General features: G+C 46.6%; 14 protein-coding genes. 6 read left to right on the top strand and 8 right to left on the bottom strand.

Going from position 1 to position 21,613, the window contains the following annotated elements; all coding sequences use genetic code 11:
* The first annotated feature begins 3 nt into the window (after nt 1-3).
* A complete protein-coding gene (locus WCK19_RS13120) occupies nt 4-3,006 on the top strand; it encodes a transglutaminase domain-containing protein (protein WP_342397837.1) in 3,003 nt (1,000 codons plus the stop codon).
* Nucleotides 3,007-3,078: 72 nt separating this feature from the next.
* Here WCK19_RS13120 and WCK19_RS13125 read toward each other — a convergent pair whose 3' ends face one another.
* Together WCK19_RS13125 and WCK19_RS13130 are read right to left on the bottom strand one after the other, a co-directional pair.
* Nucleotides 3,079-3,696, bottom strand: coding sequence for a LysE family transporter (locus WCK19_RS13125; protein WP_342397838.1), 618 nt, complete (start codon nt 3,694-3,696; stop codon nt 3,079-3,081).
* A gap of 408 nt (nt 3,697-4,104) precedes the next feature.
* Nucleotides 4,105-9,132, bottom strand: coding sequence for a glutamate synthase-related protein (locus tag WCK19_RS13130; RefSeq protein WP_342397839.1), 5,028 nt, complete (start codon nt 9,130-9,132; stop codon nt 4,105-4,107).
* A gap of 804 nt (nt 9,133-9,936) precedes the next feature.
* On the opposite strand from WCK19_RS13130, the gene WCK19_RS13135 reads away from it, so the two are divergent.
* Nucleotides 9,937-10,632, top strand: a complete 696-nt coding sequence (locus WCK19_RS13135) for a class I SAM-dependent methyltransferase (RefSeq protein ID WP_342397840.1) — start codon at nt 9,937-9,939, stop codon at nt 10,630-10,632.
* 29 nt (nt 10,633-10,661) lie between these two features.
* Here the strand turns inward: WCK19_RS13135 and WCK19_RS13140 are convergent, their stop codons facing one another.
* The 3 genes from WCK19_RS13140 to WCK19_RS13150 are packed head-to-tail and all read right to left on the bottom strand — an operon-like array spanning nt 10,662 to nt 13,008.
* Nucleotides 10,662-11,465 (bottom strand): ABC transporter permease, encoded by an 804-nt coding sequence (locus WCK19_RS13140; protein ID WP_342397841.1) that lies wholly within the window; start codon nt 11,463-11,465, stop codon nt 10,662-10,664.
* On the bottom strand, nt 11,458-12,357 hold the full coding sequence (locus WCK19_RS13145) for an ABC transporter ATP-binding protein (RefSeq protein ID WP_342397842.1): 900 nt from the start codon (nt 12,355-12,357) through the stop codon (nt 11,458-11,460). The genes WCK19_RS13140 and WCK19_RS13145 overlap by 8 nt, the downstream gene beginning before the upstream one ends.
* Nucleotides 12,358-12,360: 3 nt before the next feature.
* Nucleotides 12,361-13,008: a TetR/AcrR family transcriptional regulator gene (locus tag WCK19_RS13150; RefSeq protein WP_342397843.1), complete on the bottom strand. Its 648-nt coding sequence runs from the start codon at nt 13,006-13,008 to the stop codon at nt 12,361-12,363.
* Between the two features lie 238 nt (nt 13,009-13,246).
* Between WCK19_RS13150 and WCK19_RS13155 the strand changes: the two genes are divergently transcribed.
* Nucleotides 13,247-13,768 (top strand): thioesterase family protein, encoded by a 522-nt coding sequence (locus WCK19_RS13155; protein WP_342397844.1) that lies wholly within the window; start codon nt 13,247-13,249, stop codon nt 13,766-13,768.
* A gap of 15 nt (nt 13,769-13,783) precedes the next feature.
* On the opposite strand, the gene crcB (WCK19_RS13160) is transcribed toward WCK19_RS13155, so the two are convergent.
* Nucleotides 13,784-14,239 (bottom strand): fluoride efflux transporter CrcB, encoded by a 456-nt coding sequence (crcB, locus tag WCK19_RS13160; protein ID WP_342397845.1) that lies wholly within the window; start codon nt 14,237-14,239, stop codon nt 13,784-13,786.
* 12 nt (nt 14,240-14,251) lie between these two features.
* Nucleotides 14,252-14,626 (bottom strand): fluoride efflux transporter CrcB, encoded by a 375-nt coding sequence (gene crcB / locus WCK19_RS13165; protein ID WP_342397846.1) that lies wholly within the window; start codon nt 14,624-14,626, stop codon nt 14,252-14,254.
* 250 nt (nt 14,627-14,876) lie between these two features.
* Between crcB (WCK19_RS13165) and WCK19_RS13170 the strand changes: the two genes are divergently transcribed.
* From WCK19_RS13170 to WCK19_RS13180, 3 genes are all read left to right on the top strand, one after another.
* On the top strand, nt 14,877-15,329 hold the full coding sequence (locus tag WCK19_RS13170; RefSeq protein WP_342397847.1) for a DUF4395 domain-containing protein: 453 nt from the start codon (nt 14,877-14,879) through the stop codon (nt 15,327-15,329).
* Between the two features lie 228 nt (nt 15,330-15,557).
* Nucleotides 15,558-16,751, top strand: a complete 1,194-nt coding sequence (locus tag WCK19_RS13175; protein ID WP_342397848.1) for a lycopene cyclase family protein — start codon at nt 15,558-15,560, stop codon at nt 16,749-16,751.
* 111 nt (nt 16,752-16,862) lie between these two features.
* Nucleotides 16,863-20,750, top strand: a complete 3,888-nt coding sequence (locus tag WCK19_RS13180) for a CheR family methyltransferase (RefSeq protein ID WP_342397849.1) — start codon at nt 16,863-16,865, stop codon at nt 20,748-20,750.
* Nucleotides 20,751-20,899: 149 nt separating this feature from the next.
* Here WCK19_RS13180 and WCK19_RS13185 read toward each other — a convergent pair whose 3' ends face one another.
* Nucleotides 20,900-21,604 (bottom strand): ABC transporter ATP-binding protein, encoded by a 705-nt coding sequence (locus tag WCK19_RS13185; RefSeq protein WP_342397850.1) that lies wholly within the window; start codon nt 21,602-21,604, stop codon nt 20,900-20,902.
* Nucleotides 21,605-21,613: the final 9 nt, after the last annotated feature.

Here is a 21,613-nt window from a genome sequence, read left to right on the forward strand (position 1 = left end):
ATAATGGCAGTAGTTCGCGAAAAACTCAGTACCAGTTGGCTAAGACGGTTACATCTTGAAGAGGGCTGGCTTAGTTTTGTGCTGCTCTTGCTGGCGGTAATGACAGTAGTATGGTCGCTACAAACAGCCCACTGGGTCGCCGGTAGCGAGATATTATCAACTACTGCATTGCTAGGGTTTGCGGTTGGCTTCGTGCTTGCCCGCACTCGTTTTGTACCAGCTATACTGGCGCACTCGTTCATGTTGAGCGTGGGTTTGGTGCTGGTAGGTTTGCTAATCTTCCCATATACCGACCAACGTTTTGATGAGTGGTATTACAAAATGGGTAATGCGGTTCAGAGGGTAGCGCGTTGGTTAGCTTCGGCTTTTCAGGGGCGCAACATCTCTGATGAACTGGTAGGTTTGGTAGGACTCGCTTTTCTTTCATGGGCGTTGGCTTATATTTCAGCTTGGATGTTGTTTCGTCGTCATACGGTGTGGTGGTCTATCAGCCCACCGCTGGTGGTGTTGCTACTTAACCTAGCTTATAACCCGCCCAATGCCCTTGTCAATTTTGCCATTTTTTTGATTGCTGCGTTGTTTCTAGTGATTCGTTTCAACGTTTTTGAGAATCACGAACGCTGGAGTCGCTCTCGCTTATATGTGAAACCCGGTATTCTATATTGGACGCTGGGTTTGGGCTTTACTATTACTTTTCTGTTGTTGGCAATTGCTTTCGCCGCGCCTAACAGCACCGAGTTTAAACCGCTACAAAATATCTTTGAGCAGGTATCTGCGCCTTTCCAGAACATCCAGAACGGGGTGAATAGCTTCTTTTCTGCGCCTAACGGGGGAGAAAAGCGGGTTGGGCGACTTAATACCGGGTTTAATACCTTTAATAAGTCCTTTACTATCGGCGGACCGATTTACCTCAGTAATGACCCGATATTGCGGGTTAAAGGCACTGACCCTTCATATCTGCAAGCAGCAGTAATGGATCAATATGATGGAAAAGGCTGGATTGCTACCTATCAGGATGTGCCAGATAGTAAGGAATTAATTTTCCCGCAACTTTCGCTGGGTGTTGACCAACGCCTACCAACCAGTCCCTATACCGGACGTTTTGAGAATACGCTGGATATTGTGCCGCTTCAATCGGGTATCGGAACGCTTTTTACCGGAGGCGATACGGTAAGCACCAATCGCAATACTTTGTTAGCTTTCCACTGGGAGAAAACTGTTATACGCGCCAATCTCACTCAAATCCAGTCCAAAGAAGTGGGCAAGGATGTGAACGGACGCGCCCGGATTTTGTTGGTAGATACTATCACCAATAAACCGATACCGCCCGATTTATTGCCGTTGGTGCGGTTGTTGCGAGATGCAAACACCATGCCCGGATTTATAGAAGTGCGTCCAATTGGCGAGGATGCGACAATTAGAGTCGGTATCGGTGGGGTTTTTAATAATGGTACTGCAAAACGGCTAACGGACGGAACAATCCAATTACAAAGCGGAAACTGGATTATTCGGCTAGATGGCGCGGAAAGTCCAAACTTTACACATGTCTGGGCGAAACGCGCCGATAATACCATCGGCGATATTGAGTATCCACTTATAGCGCGTGGAAATGGAGTCTTTTCTTTTGGTCAGTCCACTTCAGGTGCTACCCGACAAGATTTTGAAACTACCTCAATCAGTAAGGATATAAAGGCAGAATTAGACCTACTTGTAAAAGCGCCTTTTCCTTCTAAAGCAGATTATTCGATAGCTAACGGTGTGCCGAATTTTTTAGCGTATGAAGGTTATCAGCCGAATTATGATGATTTGCTGGCAGTAACCGCTTCGGTAGTACCAAGCAGTGGTGATAGCTATCGTACAGTCGCATTGCGTTACAGGGCTGACGAGCAAGCCTTACGCACTGTTTCCACCACTACTCCAGCCACACGCGGTAGAACTGCAATTGACCCACAATATCCTGATTGGGTTAAAGAGCGCTACCTGCCATTGCCAAATACTGTACCGCAGCGTGTGAAAGATTTGGCGAAACAACTTACCGCCGGAAAAACCAATGATTACGATAAGGCGAAAGCGATTGAAGCTTACCTTCGCACTCTTAAATACAATCTTCAATCTGGATTCACGCCAGAGGGGCGCGATGCGGTAGATTACCTGCTGTTTGACAGTAAGGAAGGCTATTGCGTTCATTTCTCCACTGCTTTCACCGTTATGATGCGCTCGGTAGGCGTACCTTCGCGTGTGGTTACAGGTTTTGTCGGTGGTGAAGCGGATAAACAGAACGGCGGATATTTGGTGCGGGCTTCTGCGTCACACGCATGGCCTCAAGTGTTCTTTTCCGGGATTGGCTGGGTTAACTTTGAGCCTACTCCGGCTTATAGCCCAATTGTTCGTCCTGCCGACCCTGCTTCGGTATCGCCCCTGCCAACCCCTACGCCCGAAGTAACAGTTGCTCCCACGCCTACAGCGACATCGCTTGCCCCTGCTGCAACTACCGCTGCGCCTAATCCTACCGGTTCGGCTAATTCGGGTTCAACTTCCACAGTGGCAAACGCTCAAGGTACTCAGGATAGTTTTCAGATTCCATTCTGGGTATATCTAATTGTAACTTTGTTGATTGCTACCGCTGCAATATATTTCGGGTTCAAGCTATGGTATCGGCGACAATTCGTACTAAATGATACTTCGCCGCGTGCCGTATATGCGCGTTTGCTGATTACAGCCCGCAAAGCCGGATTGCCCAACCGCCAAACTATGACTCCATACGAATATTCACGCTTTCTATCTAGCTATTTGCCGGAAGCTTCAAACTCGCTAGAGCAACTTACCAGCCGATATGTGCGAGACCGCTATAGTAGGCAAGGAGAAGCTCAGGTTACAACATTGGAGCATGCGCCGGAAACAGAAGTAAGCGGCGCATGGCAAGCCTATATGCAAACCCTTTTAACGTTTCGCAAACAAAGATTGCTAGAACGCCTGACTCCACGTTTTATGCAAAAACACAAATAGCTTTTTGTAGGCGAGGCATACCTTTTTTACACCGAAACAGGAAAACCCTAATTCAATAAATGTTCCAAAGCATTATTGTAGTAGGGTTAGCAAGGCTACAACCCCAAAAGCGAAAATGATGAATCCAGAAATCCAGTTAATCCAGCGCATTATTCTAGGCGTAATCTTTTTATGCAGCATGCCTAGTAATGATGTCATGACCACCCACCACACTGATGAGCCACAGAACACCCCAAGTATAAGTATTAATGTTGCTAGATAATTCCCGTTGGTACTACCCGCTCCTAGCCCTGCTAGTATTACCGCAAAAGAAATGATAGTCATTGGGTTGGTTAAAGTTAGCAAGAAAGTAGAAATGTAAAGTCTGGATAGCTTTCCACCGCTATCCTTCGCTTCTCGCGCAACTGGGGCAGAAAGCCCTATTTTAATACCAAGATAGCACATAAATCCGCCTCCAATAAGGCGGAGCCAAAGGCTTTGTTCCACCAGCAGGCTTGATACAAAAGTAAGCCCAAAACCGCCGATTGCTCCGTAAAGCCCATCGGCAGTGGCAACCCCCATCCCCGAAACCAATCCGGGCAAACTACCGTAAGCCAGCGTTCGTCGCATTACCAATACCCAAATTGGTCCAACTGATGCAGCTATGGAAAATCCAATTAAAAGTCCGCGCAAGAAAAATCCCAAGTCCATAAAATCTCCTCCAAATAGTTTAAAAACAAAAACGCCAGACCTCACTTGAGATCTGACGCAACTTAGCTTTTTATTAAAGACAAAGCAAGCTAACCAGACCTCTTTTTCGGTTGGTTTTGCTGCTGGTTGGTAGTTCTTTTTTCAGTTGAAATTGCTAAGCTATAAAAGCGCATAATGTTCCTGCCAAATTTTGCAAATTATTCCAGTGAAAGATTATCATACCTCCCGTGATTAATCAATGTGCAAAAAGGCAAAAAGATTGTACTGGTTTGGGAATAACAGGGGTTTGTAATGACTACCCGATTATTATATTACCTGAACGGCGGGTGATTGGTTGAAGCGCCGCAAAAAAAGAAGCCCTTCGCCTGAAAACAGGGGGCTTCTTGGCTTTTCCTTTGGAAAATAGCATCATTCGGTGGATATAGAAGGATCCACTTGCATGTTTACAGGCTGTACCTTGAGGAAGTGCTGCTCTGGCGATTCTTCAAGGAAGGAGAGTCGTTCTACATCCTCCGATTGCCCGCTGGTTTTCAGTTCTTTGAAATAATACTGCAATAACTGGCGGACACTTACCTTGTCGCGGTCATTGAGGCGACTCAAGCCGACTTTCGCACCTTTGGCGATGCGCCGTTTAAGAGCCGCAAGGTCGAGACCCATATCAGGTTGTAGGCGCAGATAAACCGTACCGCCTGTCATACCGCTGCAAATCCACGGACCGGGGTCGCCTAATACCAGCGCACGCCCGTTGGTCATATATTCAAAGGCAAAACCCTTCAAATTGCTACGTGCGCCGATATAGCCGAGGTTGTCATCCACCGTTTCGTATAGTTCGCCACCGATAATCACATCTGCGCCGGAGAGGCGAATACCGAAACGGCTATCGGCGTTGCCCTGTACAATAAACAGCCCACGTTGTGCGCCGTAGGCAAAGCTTTTGCCGACGCTGCCGTCCACGCGCTTGCCCCAGCGATTTTTGCCCTTCATGATTACAATAGAGCCGCCCAATGAGCTTTTGCCTACGCCATCCTGCGCCCCACCCTGTACTACTACTTTTACGGCACGACTGTTAAAGGCTGCCAATCCATTGCCGGGTATAGAACCGCTGTTGAGCATCAGCGTAACTTTTTCATCTTTGCCAATGCGTGGCTCTTCAATATCGCTTACCCCGTTAAGGTTGTGGAGTCCACGAGAGCTAATGTTATGGGCGAAACTTGGACCCGCTCCGAAACCGTCACGGATTAATGCCCCGGCGAGGTGCGTACCTACTGAACGATCTACTGAGCCTAAATGGTTCTCCTCATAGAGGAACTCGTTTTCCGAGTGACCGTTATTTTTGGTTTCGGCAATTATCATATCGCGTACATGGGTGGTAATCCGGCGAGTGGTATCTCCGCTGTAAGCTGCAACCGGCACTGCCGCGCATGGCATACAGATACGGGGTTGCCTTGCCCGTTCTTCTGCTTCGGATTTTTGCCGTTCAGCCCATGCTGGAATTGGCTTGAGCATTTCCGTCCAATCCACTAGGGTTTGCGCCCGTTCCTGTACCAACAAATCGCTGCGCCCTACCAAATCTTGCAAGCGGTAATAGCCCAACCGCGCCACTTGAGTTTTAAGCTCATCGCCCATTGCGGTAAAGAATGTAACCAGTTGTTGGACGGCGCGTTCTTCCACCTGTGGCACAAATCGTTTCAAGCCGCGCTGTTTAGCTTCTTCATCCGACTCGATTTGAGTGGCAATACCGACATGACAGGTATCTTTCTGGCAACCACGACAGATGGTACAACCAATTGCGACCATTGCCAGAGTAGCAAAGCCCACCCGGTTTGCGCCCAACAACACCATTTTTAGTACGTCGCTGGAGGTTTTCATGCCACCATCCACCCACACTTCTACCTGCTCGCGCAAGCCTGAAGCTACCAGTGCGCGGTGGGTTTCTACCACGCCCACGTCGGAAGGCAAGCCTACATACTTAAGGGCGTGAGTACGTGCCGCGCCGGTGCCGCCATCGAAACCGCTCAGAGTGATGATGTCGGCTCCGGCTTTGGCAATACCAACCGCAATAGTGCCGATGTTAGCCACTACTGGCACTTTAACCGCAACTCTGGCATCTGGATTGGCGGTTTTAAGCTCGCTGATAAATTGCGCCAAATCTTCGATGCTATAAATATCGTGGTTGTTGGAGGGTGAAATCAGGTCAACCCCTTTGGAAGCATTGCGGGCTGCCGCTACCTTTTCGGTTACTTTAGAACCGGGTAGGTGACCGCCTTCACCGGGTTTTGCCCCTTGCCCGATTTTGATTTCGAGTAAGTGCGCCGAGTTGAGCAACTCAATGTTTACGCCAAAGCGTCCGCTGGCTATCTGTACGCCTCGCGTATTGTAATAGCTACCGAGTATTTCTTTCATCTCGCCGCCTTCGCCATTGAGCGTGACCATATTCAGCGTTTCTCCGGCTTTGGCATAGGCTTTGTAGGCAACTTCACCCTGTGAGCCGAAAGACATTGAACTGATGGCAAACGGCAGGTTATGTCGCTCGATGGTTATATCTACTTCGTTAGGGTCAACTGGTGTCAATTCGTTCGCTGCAGCGTTTCTGAAATCAACGTCCAGCACATGCCGCATACTGATTGGGTCTTCCGCTTCTAACGCCTGTACCTGTTGTTCGTATTTGTTAAAGGATGCTTGCCCTATGGCGACCTGTCCGGCTGTCTTCCAAACTTTCGGGTAGAGATGGAAGTCGCGCACCATTTTGGATTCTTTATCGCCCCGCAAGATTTGCCGCCGTGCTTCCGAGTCGATTTTCATCGCAGCCCATCCAAAGCCTCCCTTGTTGGAGCCGCCAAAGTTACGAGTATTAAAGTAGCGGGCAATTTCAGGGGCAAGCCCAATACTTGGGAACAGGCGACCATATCCGCGCAACTCATGGATACCCATTGTGCTGATGACTTTCTCAAGACCTTTCTTGAGTCCTTCTACCAGATTTTCTATGCGCTTGCGGATTAGCTTCTGGCGAGTTTCAGGCTCCGCGCTCTCCATTTTTGCTTTGGAGGCGGCTACTTCTATCATTAGGTAAGGGCTAACCGCATCCGCACCCATTCCGTAAGCTAGGATAATGTCGTGCAGGTTGCGAAGGTTGCCGCTACGCATGATGATGCTGGTTTCGCGTCGTAGGTTGCGGAAGCTTTCGCCTTCACGTAGGGGCGCTTTGTTATTTCGCAGCCCTTCGTCTAGCGCAGCCACTACCAGATGAGGGTCGAGCCAGAAAGCCTCGCCATTCAGGGCTTCGGTATCATCCACAACTACTATTTTTGCGCCTTTGCGTACTCCGACTATGGCTTCGTTAAGCATACGCAGTATTGCATCGGCAGGCTCTTCGTCTTCGTGATAAACGCTGCTGATGATGCAAATGGCTTCCTGACGGAAACCGTTTTGGCTTACAAATTCGACCAATTCTTCTAGCAGATAGGTTTCAGTGGCTCGGGCTGACTCCCAATAGAGGTCAGGCGAGAGAGGCGCACCATTTCCGGCGTGTCCTCCTAGCAAGATAGGGCAACTTAACTCCACCATGCGGCTTGGGCGTGGCTTGAATTTGGTGTTGATGCCCAACCGAAGTGGACCACTGCCGGGTCGCGGTAATCCGGCGTTGCCATAAAGCGAGGGTCGCGCTCCTAATGCCACACGGGTTGAAAAATGTTCAATCTCGCGTTCCCGGTCTATTGCGGGGTTGGTAACTACCGCCACGTTTTCCTTGAAAAAGTCCGCGATATTGCGTTGTTCTTTGTTAAGGGCTGCTAGTGGTCCATCGTAGCCCAATGAGCCAATCGGCTCGTTAGCGGTATCAGCCAAGAACTCAAGATAGTGCATGTCATCGCCGCTCCAGCCCAACGCCGACATTAAAATCTCGGTGCGTACTTCGTCTGGATGCTCAATCTTGCTTTCGGGCAATAGACGAACGGCTGTATCATCATCCGGCAAGATGGCGGGCGGTTGCGAGAACTGAATCAGCTTGGCGGTATCTTTAGGGATTACCAAACGGGCGCTAAAACGTTTTAGAGCTTCTTGTTGCACACGGGGGTAAGACCAAATCAGGTTTTCCTCACCGTGAGCGCGTACCTGTACGTAAACTTTCTCTCCCGGAGCAAGCGGTTTCGGGTCATATACCATTTCTTCAATTGACAACACGCCTTTTTCGCTGGAGAAGAAGTAGGTTTCATCTATCTGACCGAACCACAGCGGGCGCAAACCCAAAGCATCCACCGCGAAAACCAATTCATCGTTGTGGCGGCTAAGTATGCCCGCAGGTCCTTGTGCAAAGGGTCCGTAAGCTTGACGTAAGAAAACGTATAGGTTTTGCAAATCGGGTTCAAGTTGCTTGATTTCGTTCACGATAGGCGGGAAGGCGATTTCCATCGCTTCCAGCAGCTTGTAATCGTAATCGTGAATGAGGGTGGCAATGGTTCGGTCTAGGTCTTGCGAGTCGCTGCCATCAATTGGAAGTTGTGCGCCGAGCATCCGCGCTTCCTGCTGCAACCGCCCAACCGTGTTGATTTCGCCGTTATGCGCCAGAGCCGGGAAAGGTTGTACCCGGAAGAAACTTGTTTGGGTATTGGTGCAATAGCGGCTATGACCCACTACTGAGATTGAGGTGACTTTGGGATTTACGATTTCAGGGAAATACTTTTCAAGAGCATCGCCGGAACCGCGAATTTTGTAAACTACTGAGTGCTTGCTGAGAGAGGAGAAGCAAATGGCGGGATTAAGCTCTGCTTGGAGTTGTACTTTGAACAGAGTTCGCTCTAAATCCGAGAGGTTGCCTCCGAACTGAGAAACGCCTGCAAGTTGCCACTGGAAAGGCTCTTCCGCTCGCCCCAACTTACCAAGCGCATCACTGTTTACTTGGGTGTGTTTGGTATAAAGTACCCGTAATCCGGCGTTTTCAAAATGCCGCAAAACCTCTCGAATAACCTGCTCTTCCTCGGCTTTGTGGTCAATCATCAAATGACCAACCCAGAAATCTTCGCGGTAAGCAATTACAGATTCTTGCCCAGATTCAACCAGCTTTTGTTCCCAGAGTTGGCGGGGCAGGTCTATCATAATGCCGCAACCATCGCCTTCGCCGTTTACCATGCCGGCGCGATGGCTCATCTTGATTAGCCCATCGAGGGTTCGCCTGATAGTGCTATGGGTGGGATGCGCGGTTTTGTTGACTACCGCAAGCAGGGCGCAGGCATCATGTTCACGCTCGAAATTGTTAAACGGTGAAAAAGGGTCAATATTCGAGACCAATTCAACGGGTTTTTCCGCGCGTCCGGCAAAAGCTATTGGTATAACCGAGCGAGTGGGGGGATGCACAGGTTCTAGCGGGGCTAAATCCGAAGAGTAAAATTCACAGCTAATGTTAGATTGAGGCTTACAATCCCCCTCATCACGTTTGTTCATACCTAAAATCCTCCTCAATGCAATGCAGGTAAGACGAATATAGCGTGCAACGCTTCAGGTTCTTTTATTTAGTCCCCGATAAAAAGGGCTGGGTTTAAATAAATAATTCTTAAAGCCACAGTTGCTGAAATTTCCGTACTGACTTTGTACGCTAACACGGGCGGGGGTATTGCTGAAATTCCTTGCCCAAGTTCGACTTCCACATTGAGGTCGAGGAGGTGCGGCTTCGCGGTGCAGAACTGGGTTTTGAATAGTGTAATTTCTTATAAATAATGAAATTCGCTGCCCCTCAGCAACGATTTGGTTCAACCATAAGCAGTTCAGGATATAGTATGTTCTTCCTAACTACCCTTATATTGTGATAGATTATACAGGTAATCAGGAGTGAGTCAAGCGTTTTATGTCATTATTATTATAAGATATTATATCATAAGTAAGATTATACTGAATCAATAAACCCACTATTTTTGCCTTGACATAAGTAATAACGAACCCGCACTAATGCTGCCCTACAAGAGGCTTGAGCAGTTGCCTTTCCTACTGTTTTGTGCGAAGGTTCTTCCCTATTTGCGAACACAAAGCCTTTGCCTGAAATCGCTTCACTTAAATGACTTTCTTTAATAGAGCGAGGTTATCAAATTGGCATGGGCAAATTAAATCAGCCGAATTTTTCGATTGGAACCCTTGAGAAGCCTGAAAAGGCTTTCTTTTGATTAACCGCTTGATAGCGTATATAATCATTTCACCCAACTGGTGCTATCTACACTCTTTTTCTTTTACCTAGTAATTTAAGGATAAATATAGATGTCAGATAAAATGTTTAATTTCAACTCTGGCTACGGAGAGGTGTACGATACTTTCGTACGTCAGTCAATTTTTGGATATGAGCAGATTTTTAGCATGGTCACGGCTCTACTAAAAGACAGGTTGCCAACTGATGCAAACCTGTTGGTGGGGGGTTGCGGAACCGGAATGGAACTTGTTACTTTTGGTACAAAAATGCCCGGTTGGCGCATGACCGGCTTTGACCCTTCCGAGCAAATGATAAGTATTGCGAAGGCTAGAGTGGAACATCAAGGTTTGGGTGAGAGGGTGCGGTTAGTACAAGGCTATGCCGATGCCCTATTGGAAGGTGAAATCTATGATGCCGCTACTTTGATTCTGGTGCTGCATTTTATACCGGATGTAGCAGGTAAGCTGTCTTTACTGAAAACAGTAGCCAGCCATATCAAACCGGGAGGAAGCCTGATTTATCTCAGCCATCATGGAGACACAACAGATTCGGCTTTCAAGGAAATGTTGAATGCTTGGAGAAATTTCAAACTCTTTAATGGGGTAAGCGTCGAAAAGGCTGAAAATGTAGTGAATACCGCAATTGCCAATGGGCAATTTACTCCAGAAAGTGTGAGTTTGGAGCTGCTGGAACAAGCCGGTTTCAGCGATATAAAACGCTTTTACAACGCTTTCCTGACTTCAGGCTGGATAGCATATAAAGCATAAGCCAGCCTGATTCATAACTTATCGAAATACTAATCGCGCTCTTTGAGAGTCACGCTTCCTAACATCAACACTATCAGCCCATAAGCCAGCAACCCTAACAGACTAGCCCAATCGTCACCTAATGAACCGTTTGGGAGAATCAGTTTTTGCAGCGCGTTATTGGCGTAATATAAGGGCGAGATGCGGCTGATAGGCTGCACCCAATCCGGCAACTTGTCCACCGCTACGATAATCCCGGATAAAAACACTGAAGGCAGAATTACCAACGGGATGGTTGGTATCATTTGCGCCTCGCTATGGGCGAAATTGGACAGGAAAATTCCCAGCGCAACCGAGATTACCGCCAGCAGCCAGATAACCAGATAAATAGAGGCATATATTTCAAAGACGTAGCTTAATTCAAAGAGCCAGCCCAACAGCGCCAATACAATCAGGCTTTGTAACGTAGCCAACAGCGAGTATGCCAGCAGAAAACCCAGAATTATTTCTCCACGTCGGAAGCCGTTAACAAACATACGGCTGAGAGTTTCATGGGCGCGTTCGCGTACTAATGCAATGGCGCACAGGATATAGGTGAAGAAATGAATCAGGAAAGCTCCCATCGGCACGATAAAGTGGCTCACCACAAAACCGGGACCCTTCATGCTGTCGAAAAAGACTTTCAGGAACAGAACCATAATCACTGGTGCTAATAAAGATAACGCCAGAAAAAGGCGGTCATGCCTCAGTTGAAGCAGCACTCGCCGAGAGATAGTGACCAAACGCTTCCCGCTGAATCTGCCACTGGCGCGGCGCATTTCGCCAACATTGCCTCCCTTAGTAACGCTAGACATGGTTAGCCTCTCTCTCCGATTCCTCAACTGTGGTTTGTTTAAGCAACTTTAATACTATGGTTTCAAGGGTGTCTTCCTCAATCTCAATTTTCGTAACGCTGCTATCAAGGTTAAATTTGCGTAATAGAATCGGGAGTTGCGCCCGGTAATCCTCAATTGCAAAAACTTGCTCATGCCCACCACTCCACACATGTACCTGACTATGTCCCATTTGCATTATATTTTTGGGTGTATCCTGCACCAGCACAACCCCTTGATTCATAATCGCCAGCCTGTCACACAGCATTGCCTCATCCATCATGTGTGTGCTAACGAAAATTGTTTTACCTTGCTGTGCCAATTCCCTAAAATGCTTCCAGAATTGTTCTCGCAGTTTCGGGTCAACCCCCGCCGTTGGCTCATCCAGAAAAAGCACATCGGGTTGGTGAACCAAAGCACATGCTAACGAAAGACGTTGTTTCATTCCGCCTGAAAAGCCGATAACTGTATCATTCTGACGAGCGGTAAGACTAGTAAATTCCAGAACTTTTTTCACACGTTGTTTAGGATTATCAATGCCATGTGCCGAACAGAAGAATTGCACATTGCTAAAAGCAGAAAGGTCATCGTACAGAGCGGGGAGTTGTGGCATATAGCCGATGCGATGACGCAATTTGTGTGAATCGCGGAATGGGCTTAACCCTAGCACTTTTACCTCTCCGCTACTCGCATCCGATGAGCCTACCAGTATCCGAATCATTGTGGATTTGCCCGCGCCGTTTGCCCCTAGCAAACCGAAAATTGTACCCTTCTCCACCTTGAGGTTGATGCCTTTGAGGGCTTCAAGTTTTCCGTAAGACTTGCGAAGACTCTTTATTTCTACTGCAAGTTGTCCATCCACGCCATTTACCATAAATTATGCTCCTTTCTGTTCAATCAAAACTCCATGCAAAAATCCATCTACCAGTGTGTTTACATAGTCTTCACGAGAAGGCATTTGTATAGGAAAAACTTCAAAGAACCCTAAAGAACTTAACAATACGCGCTGGAAAAGTGGGCTGAAGAATTGGAAAATTAGAGTCACCGGATTATCAGATTTAAACCTGCCTTGCGCTACCTGCCTTATAATATATTGGGCAAACGGCATCACTACCGAAGGCACAACCCGCTCCGCCACAATATGCGCTAATTCGGGATTGGCTTGCACTTCGGTTAGTAACATCCTCATCAAACTGGCAGTAAGCGGGTCTTCAAATAATTCTAAGTAAGTTACCCCTATGTGCCGCAGTAAAATTTCAGGTGGCGCATCTAAATTATCCTGAATAACTTGACTGAGCTTCTGCGGTGGTGGAAACTGGTTTACCACTGCTCTGAATAAATCTTCCTTGCCAGCATAGTAATGATAAATGAGGGCTGGAGTAAAAGAAGCACCTGTCTGTTGCTCCATCTCTTTTGCAATCAGCCGATTGGTAGAGCCTTCATAGCCATACTTAGCAAAAACGGTGGTTGCCACCCGCGCAAGTTGCGCCTTCTTTTCTTCAAAATTGGTGTCGGGTCTTGCCATCAGCCTTCATTCCTTTTGTTAATTGACCGATTAGTTAATTAACTCCTTTCTATCTTACCACAACAAAATAGGTTGTCAATAGGGTTCTGGCAAAGGTTTAGTAAGTTGGAGTAACTTTCATATCGGAAACTTTGGGCGAAATCGGCGCATATTGGTTATAATGCTTCCGCTATTGCTTGCACCATTCACAAGCAATCCCAAAGCCTTGCTATGTATATTTGGAGGAGAAATTCCAATAATGATGCCGCCTGCCGACCCGCTTGCGCTTTACGAAGTTGCGCTAAATTTACCGCGTACCCATGAGTTGCTTATTCCAGAAAATTTTATCGACTCCAACGGTCATATGAACGTGATGTACTATACCGGAGTTGGTAATATGGGCATCAAACCATTTTTCAAACTAATTGGAATACCGGATGATAAAATTGCTTCGGGTGAACGGGGATTTTTCGCGCTAAAACAAGTTATTAGCTACCTGAACGAGCTAAGATTAGGGGAACATGTGGCGCTACATACCGGATTAGTAAATTATGACCGCAAACGCATACACCTTATCCACCACATAGTGAATCTGACCAGAAAGAGGGTAGCTTGTATTGATGAGCGCGTAGCAATGTATATGGATTTGAAGGTGCGCCGTTCTACCGAATTTGAACCAGAGACGCTGGAGAAGCTCAAAGGTACACTTGCCAATTTCAACGCGCTAAATTGGCAACCGCAAGTATCAGGCGCAATCCAACTAACCAGAATTGAAAACTAAAGTAGGGCTTCAGGCTTAGTTCTTGCCTTCGGGAAGGGGTTTTTTCTCATCGGCACTTTTGCTTTCATGCCCGCCTGTTTTTATTTTCTTGAAGCTATCCTCCAACATAACCGCGCCTAGATAACCAACCCAAACACACAATATCCCACCTGCAAGACTGGCAAGCGAATAGCTCAAGCCTATTAGCCAGTTTCCGGCGCGTAGCAGGCTTAGCGTTTCATTGGTAAAGCTGGAAAAGGTGGTGTACGCCCCGATAAAGCCCGTTCCAACCAGCAACCGCAATTCTGCTTGTGTGGAATTGCGCCGGGTTAAGAGAGTGAGAAACAAACCGAGCGCAAAGCTGCCGGATAGGTTTATAAGGAAAGTATCGAGCGGGAAACTTCCCACTTCGCCTTTAAACCAGCCATTTATCATGTAACGCACGATTGCGCCAAATGCGCCGCCTACGCCTACCGCCAGATATTTTTGCACTTTTATTTATCCTTAAAAAGCATTACCAAGCCAGAGTCCGGCAAATGCGCTCAACAAGCCGGTTATGAAACTGCCTAACAAGTACAACAAAAGCGAAACACGGAGATTTCTTTCTCGCAGCATAGTCAAAGTCTCGAAAGTATAGGTAGAAAAAGTGGTATAGCCTCCGCAGAAGCCCACCGCCACCAACCAGCGATACTCTACTCCTGCCAATATCGAGCGCGAAGCCACCGCCGAGAATAGCGCAAGTATAAAGCTACCTGTAATATTGATGGAGAATGTGCCATAGGGAAAAGCAGTTCCGAAGCGGTTGGCAGCATAGCCAGAAATAACATAACGAGCGTTTGCGCCCAGAAAGCCCCCCGCTCCGACCAGTAATAAATCCATTTATATCTCAGTTTCATTTGAAATTGCCAATCGCAACGGGCAAATTATATTTCAGGGTAGCTTTATTATCAATGTAAGTTTGGTTTAACGTGAACGACAGCTATTGAAAAAGTAAGCTGCTCTACCTCCCTACCCCTTTTTTTAGACTGGAATAACCCAAAATCAAACTTGACTTACCCGACATGCTTTGTTAGAATATACCATACAATACTAACAAACTTACTCCACAACAAATATACAGGAGCTTATCATGGGTTTTAACAGTAAAAGCATTACTAATGATATAAGAGATATTCCACAGCCGGTTGTTACACTCAATCGCGCCACTATTGTAGCTGGTATTATCGTGGGTGTATTGCTTCAGCAACCTTTGTTTACCACCGCTTTGTTTTTAATCCTTCTTTTCCCGGTGTTGTTAGGTCCTTCTACCAGCCTGATTTATCAGATTGGGATACGGGTTTTTGCCAAGCAAATTCCTGATTCCCCTAGAGAAGACCGCCGTTTGATGCGCTTTAACAACAGCATCGCGGTTATTCTATTGGGGTTGGCACAGGTCGCTTTTTTAGCAGGTAGCCCGATTCTTGGCTGGGTTTTTGCCTTGATGGTAGCGGTTGCGGCAACCGTAGCTTTGTTGGGCTTTTGCGTAGGTTGCTTCCTGTATTTCCAGTTCAGGATAAACAGGTTCAAGCTATTCGGACGCTAGATACTCCGCCTCTTCGAAAATATTTATTGCGCTCAATGACGAGTGTGCTATGACTTCTGATAGAACCTTGATAGACCCAAAGCTCCTGAGCAATCAGGAGTTTCTTTAGTTTATAAGATTCAAAACCGACGTAATTTTTTCGTATAATCTCATTAGCGCAATATGAAACTCAAATGCTTACCTAGTTGTCTAAAATTCAGCGAGGCAATCTATAGAGGCGGAAAAAAAATGGCTGAAGGGTATTTTGAAGCAGATAGCGCGAAAAAGTATGACTATATTATTATTGGCGGCGGTATAGCCGGATTATCGTTGGCATATCGGATTGTAAACAGCCTTCTTTCTGATCGCTCTGTTCTGGTAATTGAACAGCGCCTGAAAAACCGGAACGATCGCACTTTAAGCTTTTGGACAGACCAGCCCACCCCTTTTGATGAGATAGTGTATCATTCTTGGAAAAAAATAAGATTCTCCAGCGAGAATTTTGAAAAAGATATTGATTTGGGCGATTTGACCTACAAGACTATCAGGGGCATAGATTTTTACCGTTTCATGTGGGAAAAGCTCTCTGGTTTACCCAATGTACATTTGGCGCAAGGTAGAGTTGAGCGGGTTGAAAACGGCATATATGGCGTTTATGTGTATATTGAAGGGCAAAGGTTCTACGGGCAATGGGTTTTCGATAGTCGCTTTAGACCGGCTGACTTGAAACATGAACCGGAATTTGGCAAACAGGTTTTGAGGCAATATTTCAAGGGCTGGCTCATCGAGACTCCCACTGACACTTTCAATCCCGATAGCGCCACCCTCTTTGATTTCCGCATCCCCCAATCGGGCGATATGCGTTTTTTCTATCTATTACCGTTCTCGCCACGAAGTGCCTTGATTGAATATGTAGGTTTAAGTCATGCAGAGTATGATGGGATAATGCATTCCTATGTGAAGGATGTTCTGAAAATAACCGAGTATAAGGTGAAAGCGTTGGAGGGCGGCGCTCTTGTGCTGTCTGATCGCCATTTCAAGCGGCGGCATGGGCGCTTTGTGATGTCCATCGGTACGGCAGGGGGGATGGTCAAACCTTCCTCCGGCTATGCCTTTACCCGGATTCAAAATGATACGGAAGCAATTGTCGCATCGCTCTTGAAACACAACCATCCATTTAAAGTGCCTCGCTCCAAACCCTTCTACTATGTGTTGGATTCGCTGATGCTGGAAGCAATGAACCGCTTTACCGGAAAGATGAAGGGAGTCTTTACCGGGATGTTCAAATATAATCAAGCTCGTAATGTGTTTCGCTTTCTGGATGAACGCGCCTCCTTCTGGGAAGTTGCCAAACTGGCGATTTCTATTCCCTCCAAACATCTTTTCTTATGGGTCGTTTTGACGGATGAAAGGAAAGGAAGCAAAGCGGCAAAGAAGGCTTAATTTCAGAAATTTAATATAAATGTCATATATTTCTGTTAATTAAGAGAGTATAATTAATAAGAATGAACCTTTAAATTTATACACCTTATGTTATATTAGAAAGGGTCTCTTATGCCGGATTCTGAGCCGCTTTTCCAGCTAGTAGTAGTCGGAGCTTCTGCGGGTGGAATTGAAGCTTTGACAAGCTTGGTTGAATCACTTCCCAAAGAATTCCCTATTCCTTTGGTTATAGCGCAACATCTTGACCCGAAGCGTCCTAGCCATCTTGAAGAAATACTTTCCCGCCATACGGAATTAACCGTTGTTACTGTAGACAACCGCGTTACGCTGCAACCCGGCACAATTTATGTGGTACCCTCCAATCGGCACGTCCAGATTAATGAGGGTGAGGTTGAAGTGCTGGCTGTTTCCAACGGGCATTCTCAACCCTCTATTGACCTTCTACTTTCTACAGCGGCACAAGTCTATGGGGAGAAGCTGATAGCGGTTATTCTGACTGGAACAGGAACAGATGGCAGTGTTGGCGCATTTGAGGTTAGCCGCTTGGGCGGCACTGTAATAATTCAAGACCCGGCTACTGCCGCTTTTCCGGGTATGCCACTGGCTGTTTCACCCCAATCAATTGACATAATAGCAGATTTGAAGCGAATCGGTTCAATCCTTTCCGATTTGGTTGCCGGTATTCATATACCTTCTCGCGCTACCCCCGAAGGAGATTTACAACCTTTTCTCCAATTAGTAAGAGATCACAGTGGCTTGGATTTTCGCTCTTACAAATCGGCTACAATTCTGCGGCGCATTCAGCGGCGTATCGCGGCAACCAACTCGGTAGATTTGAACGGCTATATTCGTTATCTCAAAGAAACCCCCTCAGAATACGGGCTATTGGTCAACAACTTTCTGATTAAAGTAACCGAATTTATGCGCGATCCTGAATTCTTCGACTATTTGCGGGAGCATGTATTACCTGAATTAGTGGAATATAGCCGCGTTCATAACAAAGAGTTGCGTATTTGGTCGGCAGGTTGCGCCACCGGCGAGGAGGCTTATTCGCTGGCGATTTTGGTTGCCCAAGTATTGGAAGATGAGCTTAACGAGTTCACCATCAAGATTTTTGCTACCGATTTGGATAGCGCCGCTATCGCCTTCGCGCGGCAAGGGGTGTATCCCAAGCAAAGTTTGCAAAAATTCCCGCCCGAACTTATAACGTCTTATTTCAATGAGCTAGATAATAGTTACGAGATAAAAAAGCAAATACGTAGTTTGGTTGTTTTCGGCGAACATGATTTGGGGCAACGTTCTCCTTTCCCTCGCATTGATATGGTGGTGTGTCGCAATGTCCTTATTTATTTTTCGCGTGAATTGCAACAATATGCGCTGCAATTATTTGCATTCTCGTTGCGGGATGGCGGCATCCTTGCGCTCGGCAAAACCGAAACGACAAACCCACTTTCCGACATGTTTTTACCGGAACATTCTACCCATAAAATTTTTCGGAGATTTGGGCAACGGCGCATACTCCAACCGCTGCGTTTCCCCAATCTAATCCCTACTCAAGCCCTACCGCGTTCTGATTTACGCCGGGGGCGAGTACCCAATCTCGAATTGGAACGGGCGCATCTGGAAGTTTTGCAAAGTCGTTCCGTAAAAGAAACCCTGCTCTTGAATTTGCCCATAGGCGTAATCGTGATTGATTCGCATTTTGACATTCAGGAAATCAACTCTGCCGCGCGTCGCTTATTGGGGATTCATTCTGCTGCAATCGGTGAAGATTTGGTACATCTTGCTCAAAGCCTTCCGGCGCGAGAATTAGCGAAGCTTATTAATACTACCTTACGCGAGAGGGTGATAACTGAATTAACTAATGTAGAAGTTCCCCATATAACAACGGGTGAGCCGACTTATTTGCAAATCAATTGCTATCCTCAGCCGGTCTCAGAAGATTCTAAGGATATGCCGAGTACTCAGGCATTACTTCTTATAAACGATATTACCGTTTCTTATTCTTATCGGCTTCAATTAGAACAGGCAAATACTGAGCAACGCAACTTGTCCGCTCGATTGGAACAGTCGTTGGAGGCATTAAAAGTTAGCAATAAAGAATTGCAATATGCTAATTCCCGCCATGAGGAAATCAATAAAGCTCTACTGGAGGCGAAAAAGCAGGCAGAAGATACAGTGTCGCGCCATGCCAAGCAAATGGAAATTCTTGTAGCAACTAACACTACTTTGTTGGAAGAAAATGAACGACTGAATAATAATAATATAGAAATGCGACGGCTGAATGAGGATTTTCTTCTGAGAAACGAGGAGGCACAGGCAGCTACCGAAGAAGCGGAGACCCTGAACGAGGAGTTGCAAGCTACTAACGAGGAATTGGAGACCTTGAACGAGGAGTTGCAAGCCACGATTGAGGAGCTAAATACTGCCAATTCTGATTTGTCGATTCGCACTACCGAGTTACAAAAGATGACCAAAACGCTGGAAATTCAGAAACAGCTAAGTGAGCAGGAGCGTATTCAACTCTCCATGATTCTTGCCAGTATGAATGATGCGGTAGTGGTAGTAAGACCGGATGGTACAACCTTGGTGACGAATGAGGCGTATCGGGAACAATTTGTGAATGCCGGAGCAACGCTTTTTAATCAGGATAGAAAAACGAAGCTAACAGCAACCACTACTCCTCAAGCGCGTGCCGCGCATGGGGAGAAATTCAAAATAATTTTTACCGCCCGCTTAAAGGATGGCACGTTCCGTTGGTACGAAGCAGTTGGGCAACCAATACTCGATTCTAAAAATAAATTTGTCTCTGGCGTGGCGGTTATCCGTGATATTACCGAGCGCAAAGAATCTGAGTTGGCTTTGCTAAAGTCCAATCAGAAAGTTATTGCAATTCTGGAGAGCATCCGCGATGCCTTTTTTGCGGTGGATTCAATGGGTCTCATTACCTATGTTAACGCGCAAGCGGAATATACTCTGGAAAAACGACATGAAGTATTGTTAGGCAAAAATATCTTGGATGAATTTCCGGTGCTGAGCGAATCAAATACAGCTCGCGAAGTATTTAAAAAAGCTCAAAAAGAGCGCAAAGCAATTAATTTTGAAGCTTTTGCAAATTCTATTGGGAAGTGGTATGAAGTCAATATGTATCCCTCAGAGGATGGCGGGTTTACCCTCTATTTTGGAGATATTACTAGAAGAAAGCTACAGGAACAACAAAAACTTGATAGCTTGGGATTGCTGGCGGGCGGTATTGCTCATGACTTCAATAATATGTTAGAAGTGGTTGTGGGTAATCTTGGGCTGCTAAGAATGGATTTAGAAGCAACTGCGGACATCGAGTCTATAAAAGAATTGCTTTCTGAAACAGAAATGGCGGCGTATCGTTCGAAGGAGCTTACTGCAAAACTATTAACCTTTGCGCGTGGCGGCGCTCCGATTAAACAAGTTGCGGTGTTTCCGTCTTTGCTTCAGGAATGGCTTCAGCTTGCGTTGAATGGCACACTTGTGGAAAGCAAGTTAATTTGTCCCGAAGATTTGTGGAAAGTTGCAATTGATGAAGGACAAATCAATCAGGTTATTCAAAACTTGGCACTGAACGCGATACAAGCAATGCCCAACGGTGGGGTTTTGCAGGTTAAAGCCGAGAATTTTGAACATACCAGTTTGGATTCAGAAATACCCCTGCCCGATGGCAGTTATGTGAAGGTAAGTATGACAGATGCGGGGATTGGAATTCCGCTTAATATTCGAGCGCGTATTTTCGAGCCGTATTTTACCACTAAAATTGGAAACTCTGGTTTGGGTTTGACTACCGCTTTTTCCATAATCAATCGGCACAACGGTTATTTGGGCGTAGAATCTGAAGTTGGCAAAGGTACTACCGTTTATTTTTACCTACCAGTTTCTGACACCGAAAAATCTAAGGATACTGCCAAACCTTCGGTAATTCTTCCAGACCAAGAGTCGCTTGTTTCAGAAAAAATGAAGCTGAATTAACGACAAAGAGCTTTTGAATCCGTAAAACGGGACTTGGGGTAAAACCTCCGGTAACAAGGGGCTTAAGCCCCTTGTCTGAAAACTATTTACGGATTAATTTCTCAAAGTCCATAAACCCCTTGCCTGAAATATCCCTAAAGCGAAAGTTCTTAATTGATATGCGCCTCGTCCTTTATGATTAGACCATCGCGGACGTGGATGAGGCGCTGCGCTTTAGCGGCGAGCGCTGGGTCGTGAGTTACAAAGATAATGGTTTTGCCTTCTCCGGCAAGTTGGCGAAAAATGTCGAAAACCATTTGCCCGGTTTCCGTATCTAGGTTGCCGGTTGGCTCATCTGCTACCAAAATCGGCGGGTCATTTGCCAAAGCTCGTGCCATCGCCACCCGTTGTTGCTCTCCCCCCGAAAGCTCAGAGGGTAGATGGTCGCCATGCTCGGCAAGACCGACCAGCGCAAGGCTTTCTTTCCCGCGAGCATGTCGTTGCTGTCCACGCCATTTTGAAGCAGTACCTCGCAAGTGCATAGGCAGCGTCACATTTTCCAGAGCGGTTAGGGTTGGTAATAGCTGAAAAAACTGGAAGATAATACCTACGTTTTCCCCACGCCAACGGGCAAGCGCATTCTCGCTCAAGCGGTTTAGCTCTTTGCCCGCTATTGTCACCGAGCCGACAGTGGGGCGATCAATGCCCGTTATCATATTGAGGATGGTGGATTTACCGCTACCGCTAGGTCCCACTATGGCTACAAATTCCCCACCGGATATTTGCAAGTTGATACCCCGCAAGGCTTGAAAGCGTCGCCGACCCATCGGATAAGATTTTTCGACTCCGGAAAGGATAATCAGAGGAGAGTTCATAAGAACCAA

The sequence above is a fragment of the Candidatus Chlorohelix sp. genome (genome assembly GCF_037138995.1).
Classification (GTDB): domain Bacteria; phylum Chloroflexota; class Chloroflexia; order Chloroheliales; family Chloroheliaceae; genus Chlorohelix.

Bases quoted from the DNA above. Each gene is read 5' to 3' on its own strand.
- WCK19_RS13120 (WP_342397837.1), top strand. From the start codon at position 4: ATGGCAGTAGTTCGCGAAAAACTCAGTACCAGTTGGCTAAGACGGTTA.
- WCK19_RS13125 (WP_342397838.1), bottom strand. From the start codon at position 3,696: ATGGACTTGGGATTTTTCTTGCGCGGACTTTTAATTGGATTTTCCATA.
- WCK19_RS13130 (WP_342397839.1), bottom strand. From the start codon at position 9,132: ATGAACAAACGTGATGAGGGGGATTGTAAGCCTCAATCTAACATTAGC.
- WCK19_RS13135 (WP_342397840.1), top strand. From the start codon at position 9,937: ATGTCAGATAAAATGTTTAATTTCAACTCTGGCTACGGAGAGGTGTAC.
- WCK19_RS13140 (WP_342397841.1), bottom strand. From the start codon at position 11,465: ATGTCTAGCGTTACTAAGGGAGGCAATGTTGGCGAAATGCGCCGCGCC.
- WCK19_RS13145 (WP_342397842.1), bottom strand. From the start codon at position 12,357: ATGGTAAATGGCGTGGATGGACAACTTGCAGTAGAAATAAAGAGTCTT.
- WCK19_RS13150 (WP_342397843.1), bottom strand. From the start codon at position 13,008: ATGGCAAGACCCGACACCAATTTTGAAGAAAAGAAGGCGCAACTTGCG.
- WCK19_RS13155 (WP_342397844.1), top strand. From the start codon at position 13,247: ATGATGCCGCCTGCCGACCCGCTTGCGCTTTACGAAGTTGCGCTAAAT.
- crcB (WP_342397846.1), bottom strand. From the start codon at position 14,626: ATGGATTTATTACTGGTCGGAGCGGGGGGCTTTCTGGGCGCAAACGCT.
- WCK19_RS13170 (WP_342397847.1), top strand. From the start codon at position 14,877: ATGGGTTTTAACAGTAAAAGCATTACTAATGATATAAGAGATATTCCA.
- WCK19_RS13175 (WP_342397848.1), top strand. From the start codon at position 15,558: ATGGCTGAAGGGTATTTTGAAGCAGATAGCGCGAAAAAGTATGACTAT.
- WCK19_RS13180 (WP_342397849.1), top strand. From the start codon at position 16,863: ATGCCGGATTCTGAGCCGCTTTTCCAGCTAGTAGTAGTCGGAGCTTCT.
- WCK19_RS13185 (WP_342397850.1), bottom strand. From the start codon at position 21,604: ATGAACTCTCCTCTGATTATCCTTTCCGGAGTCGAAAAATCTTATCCG.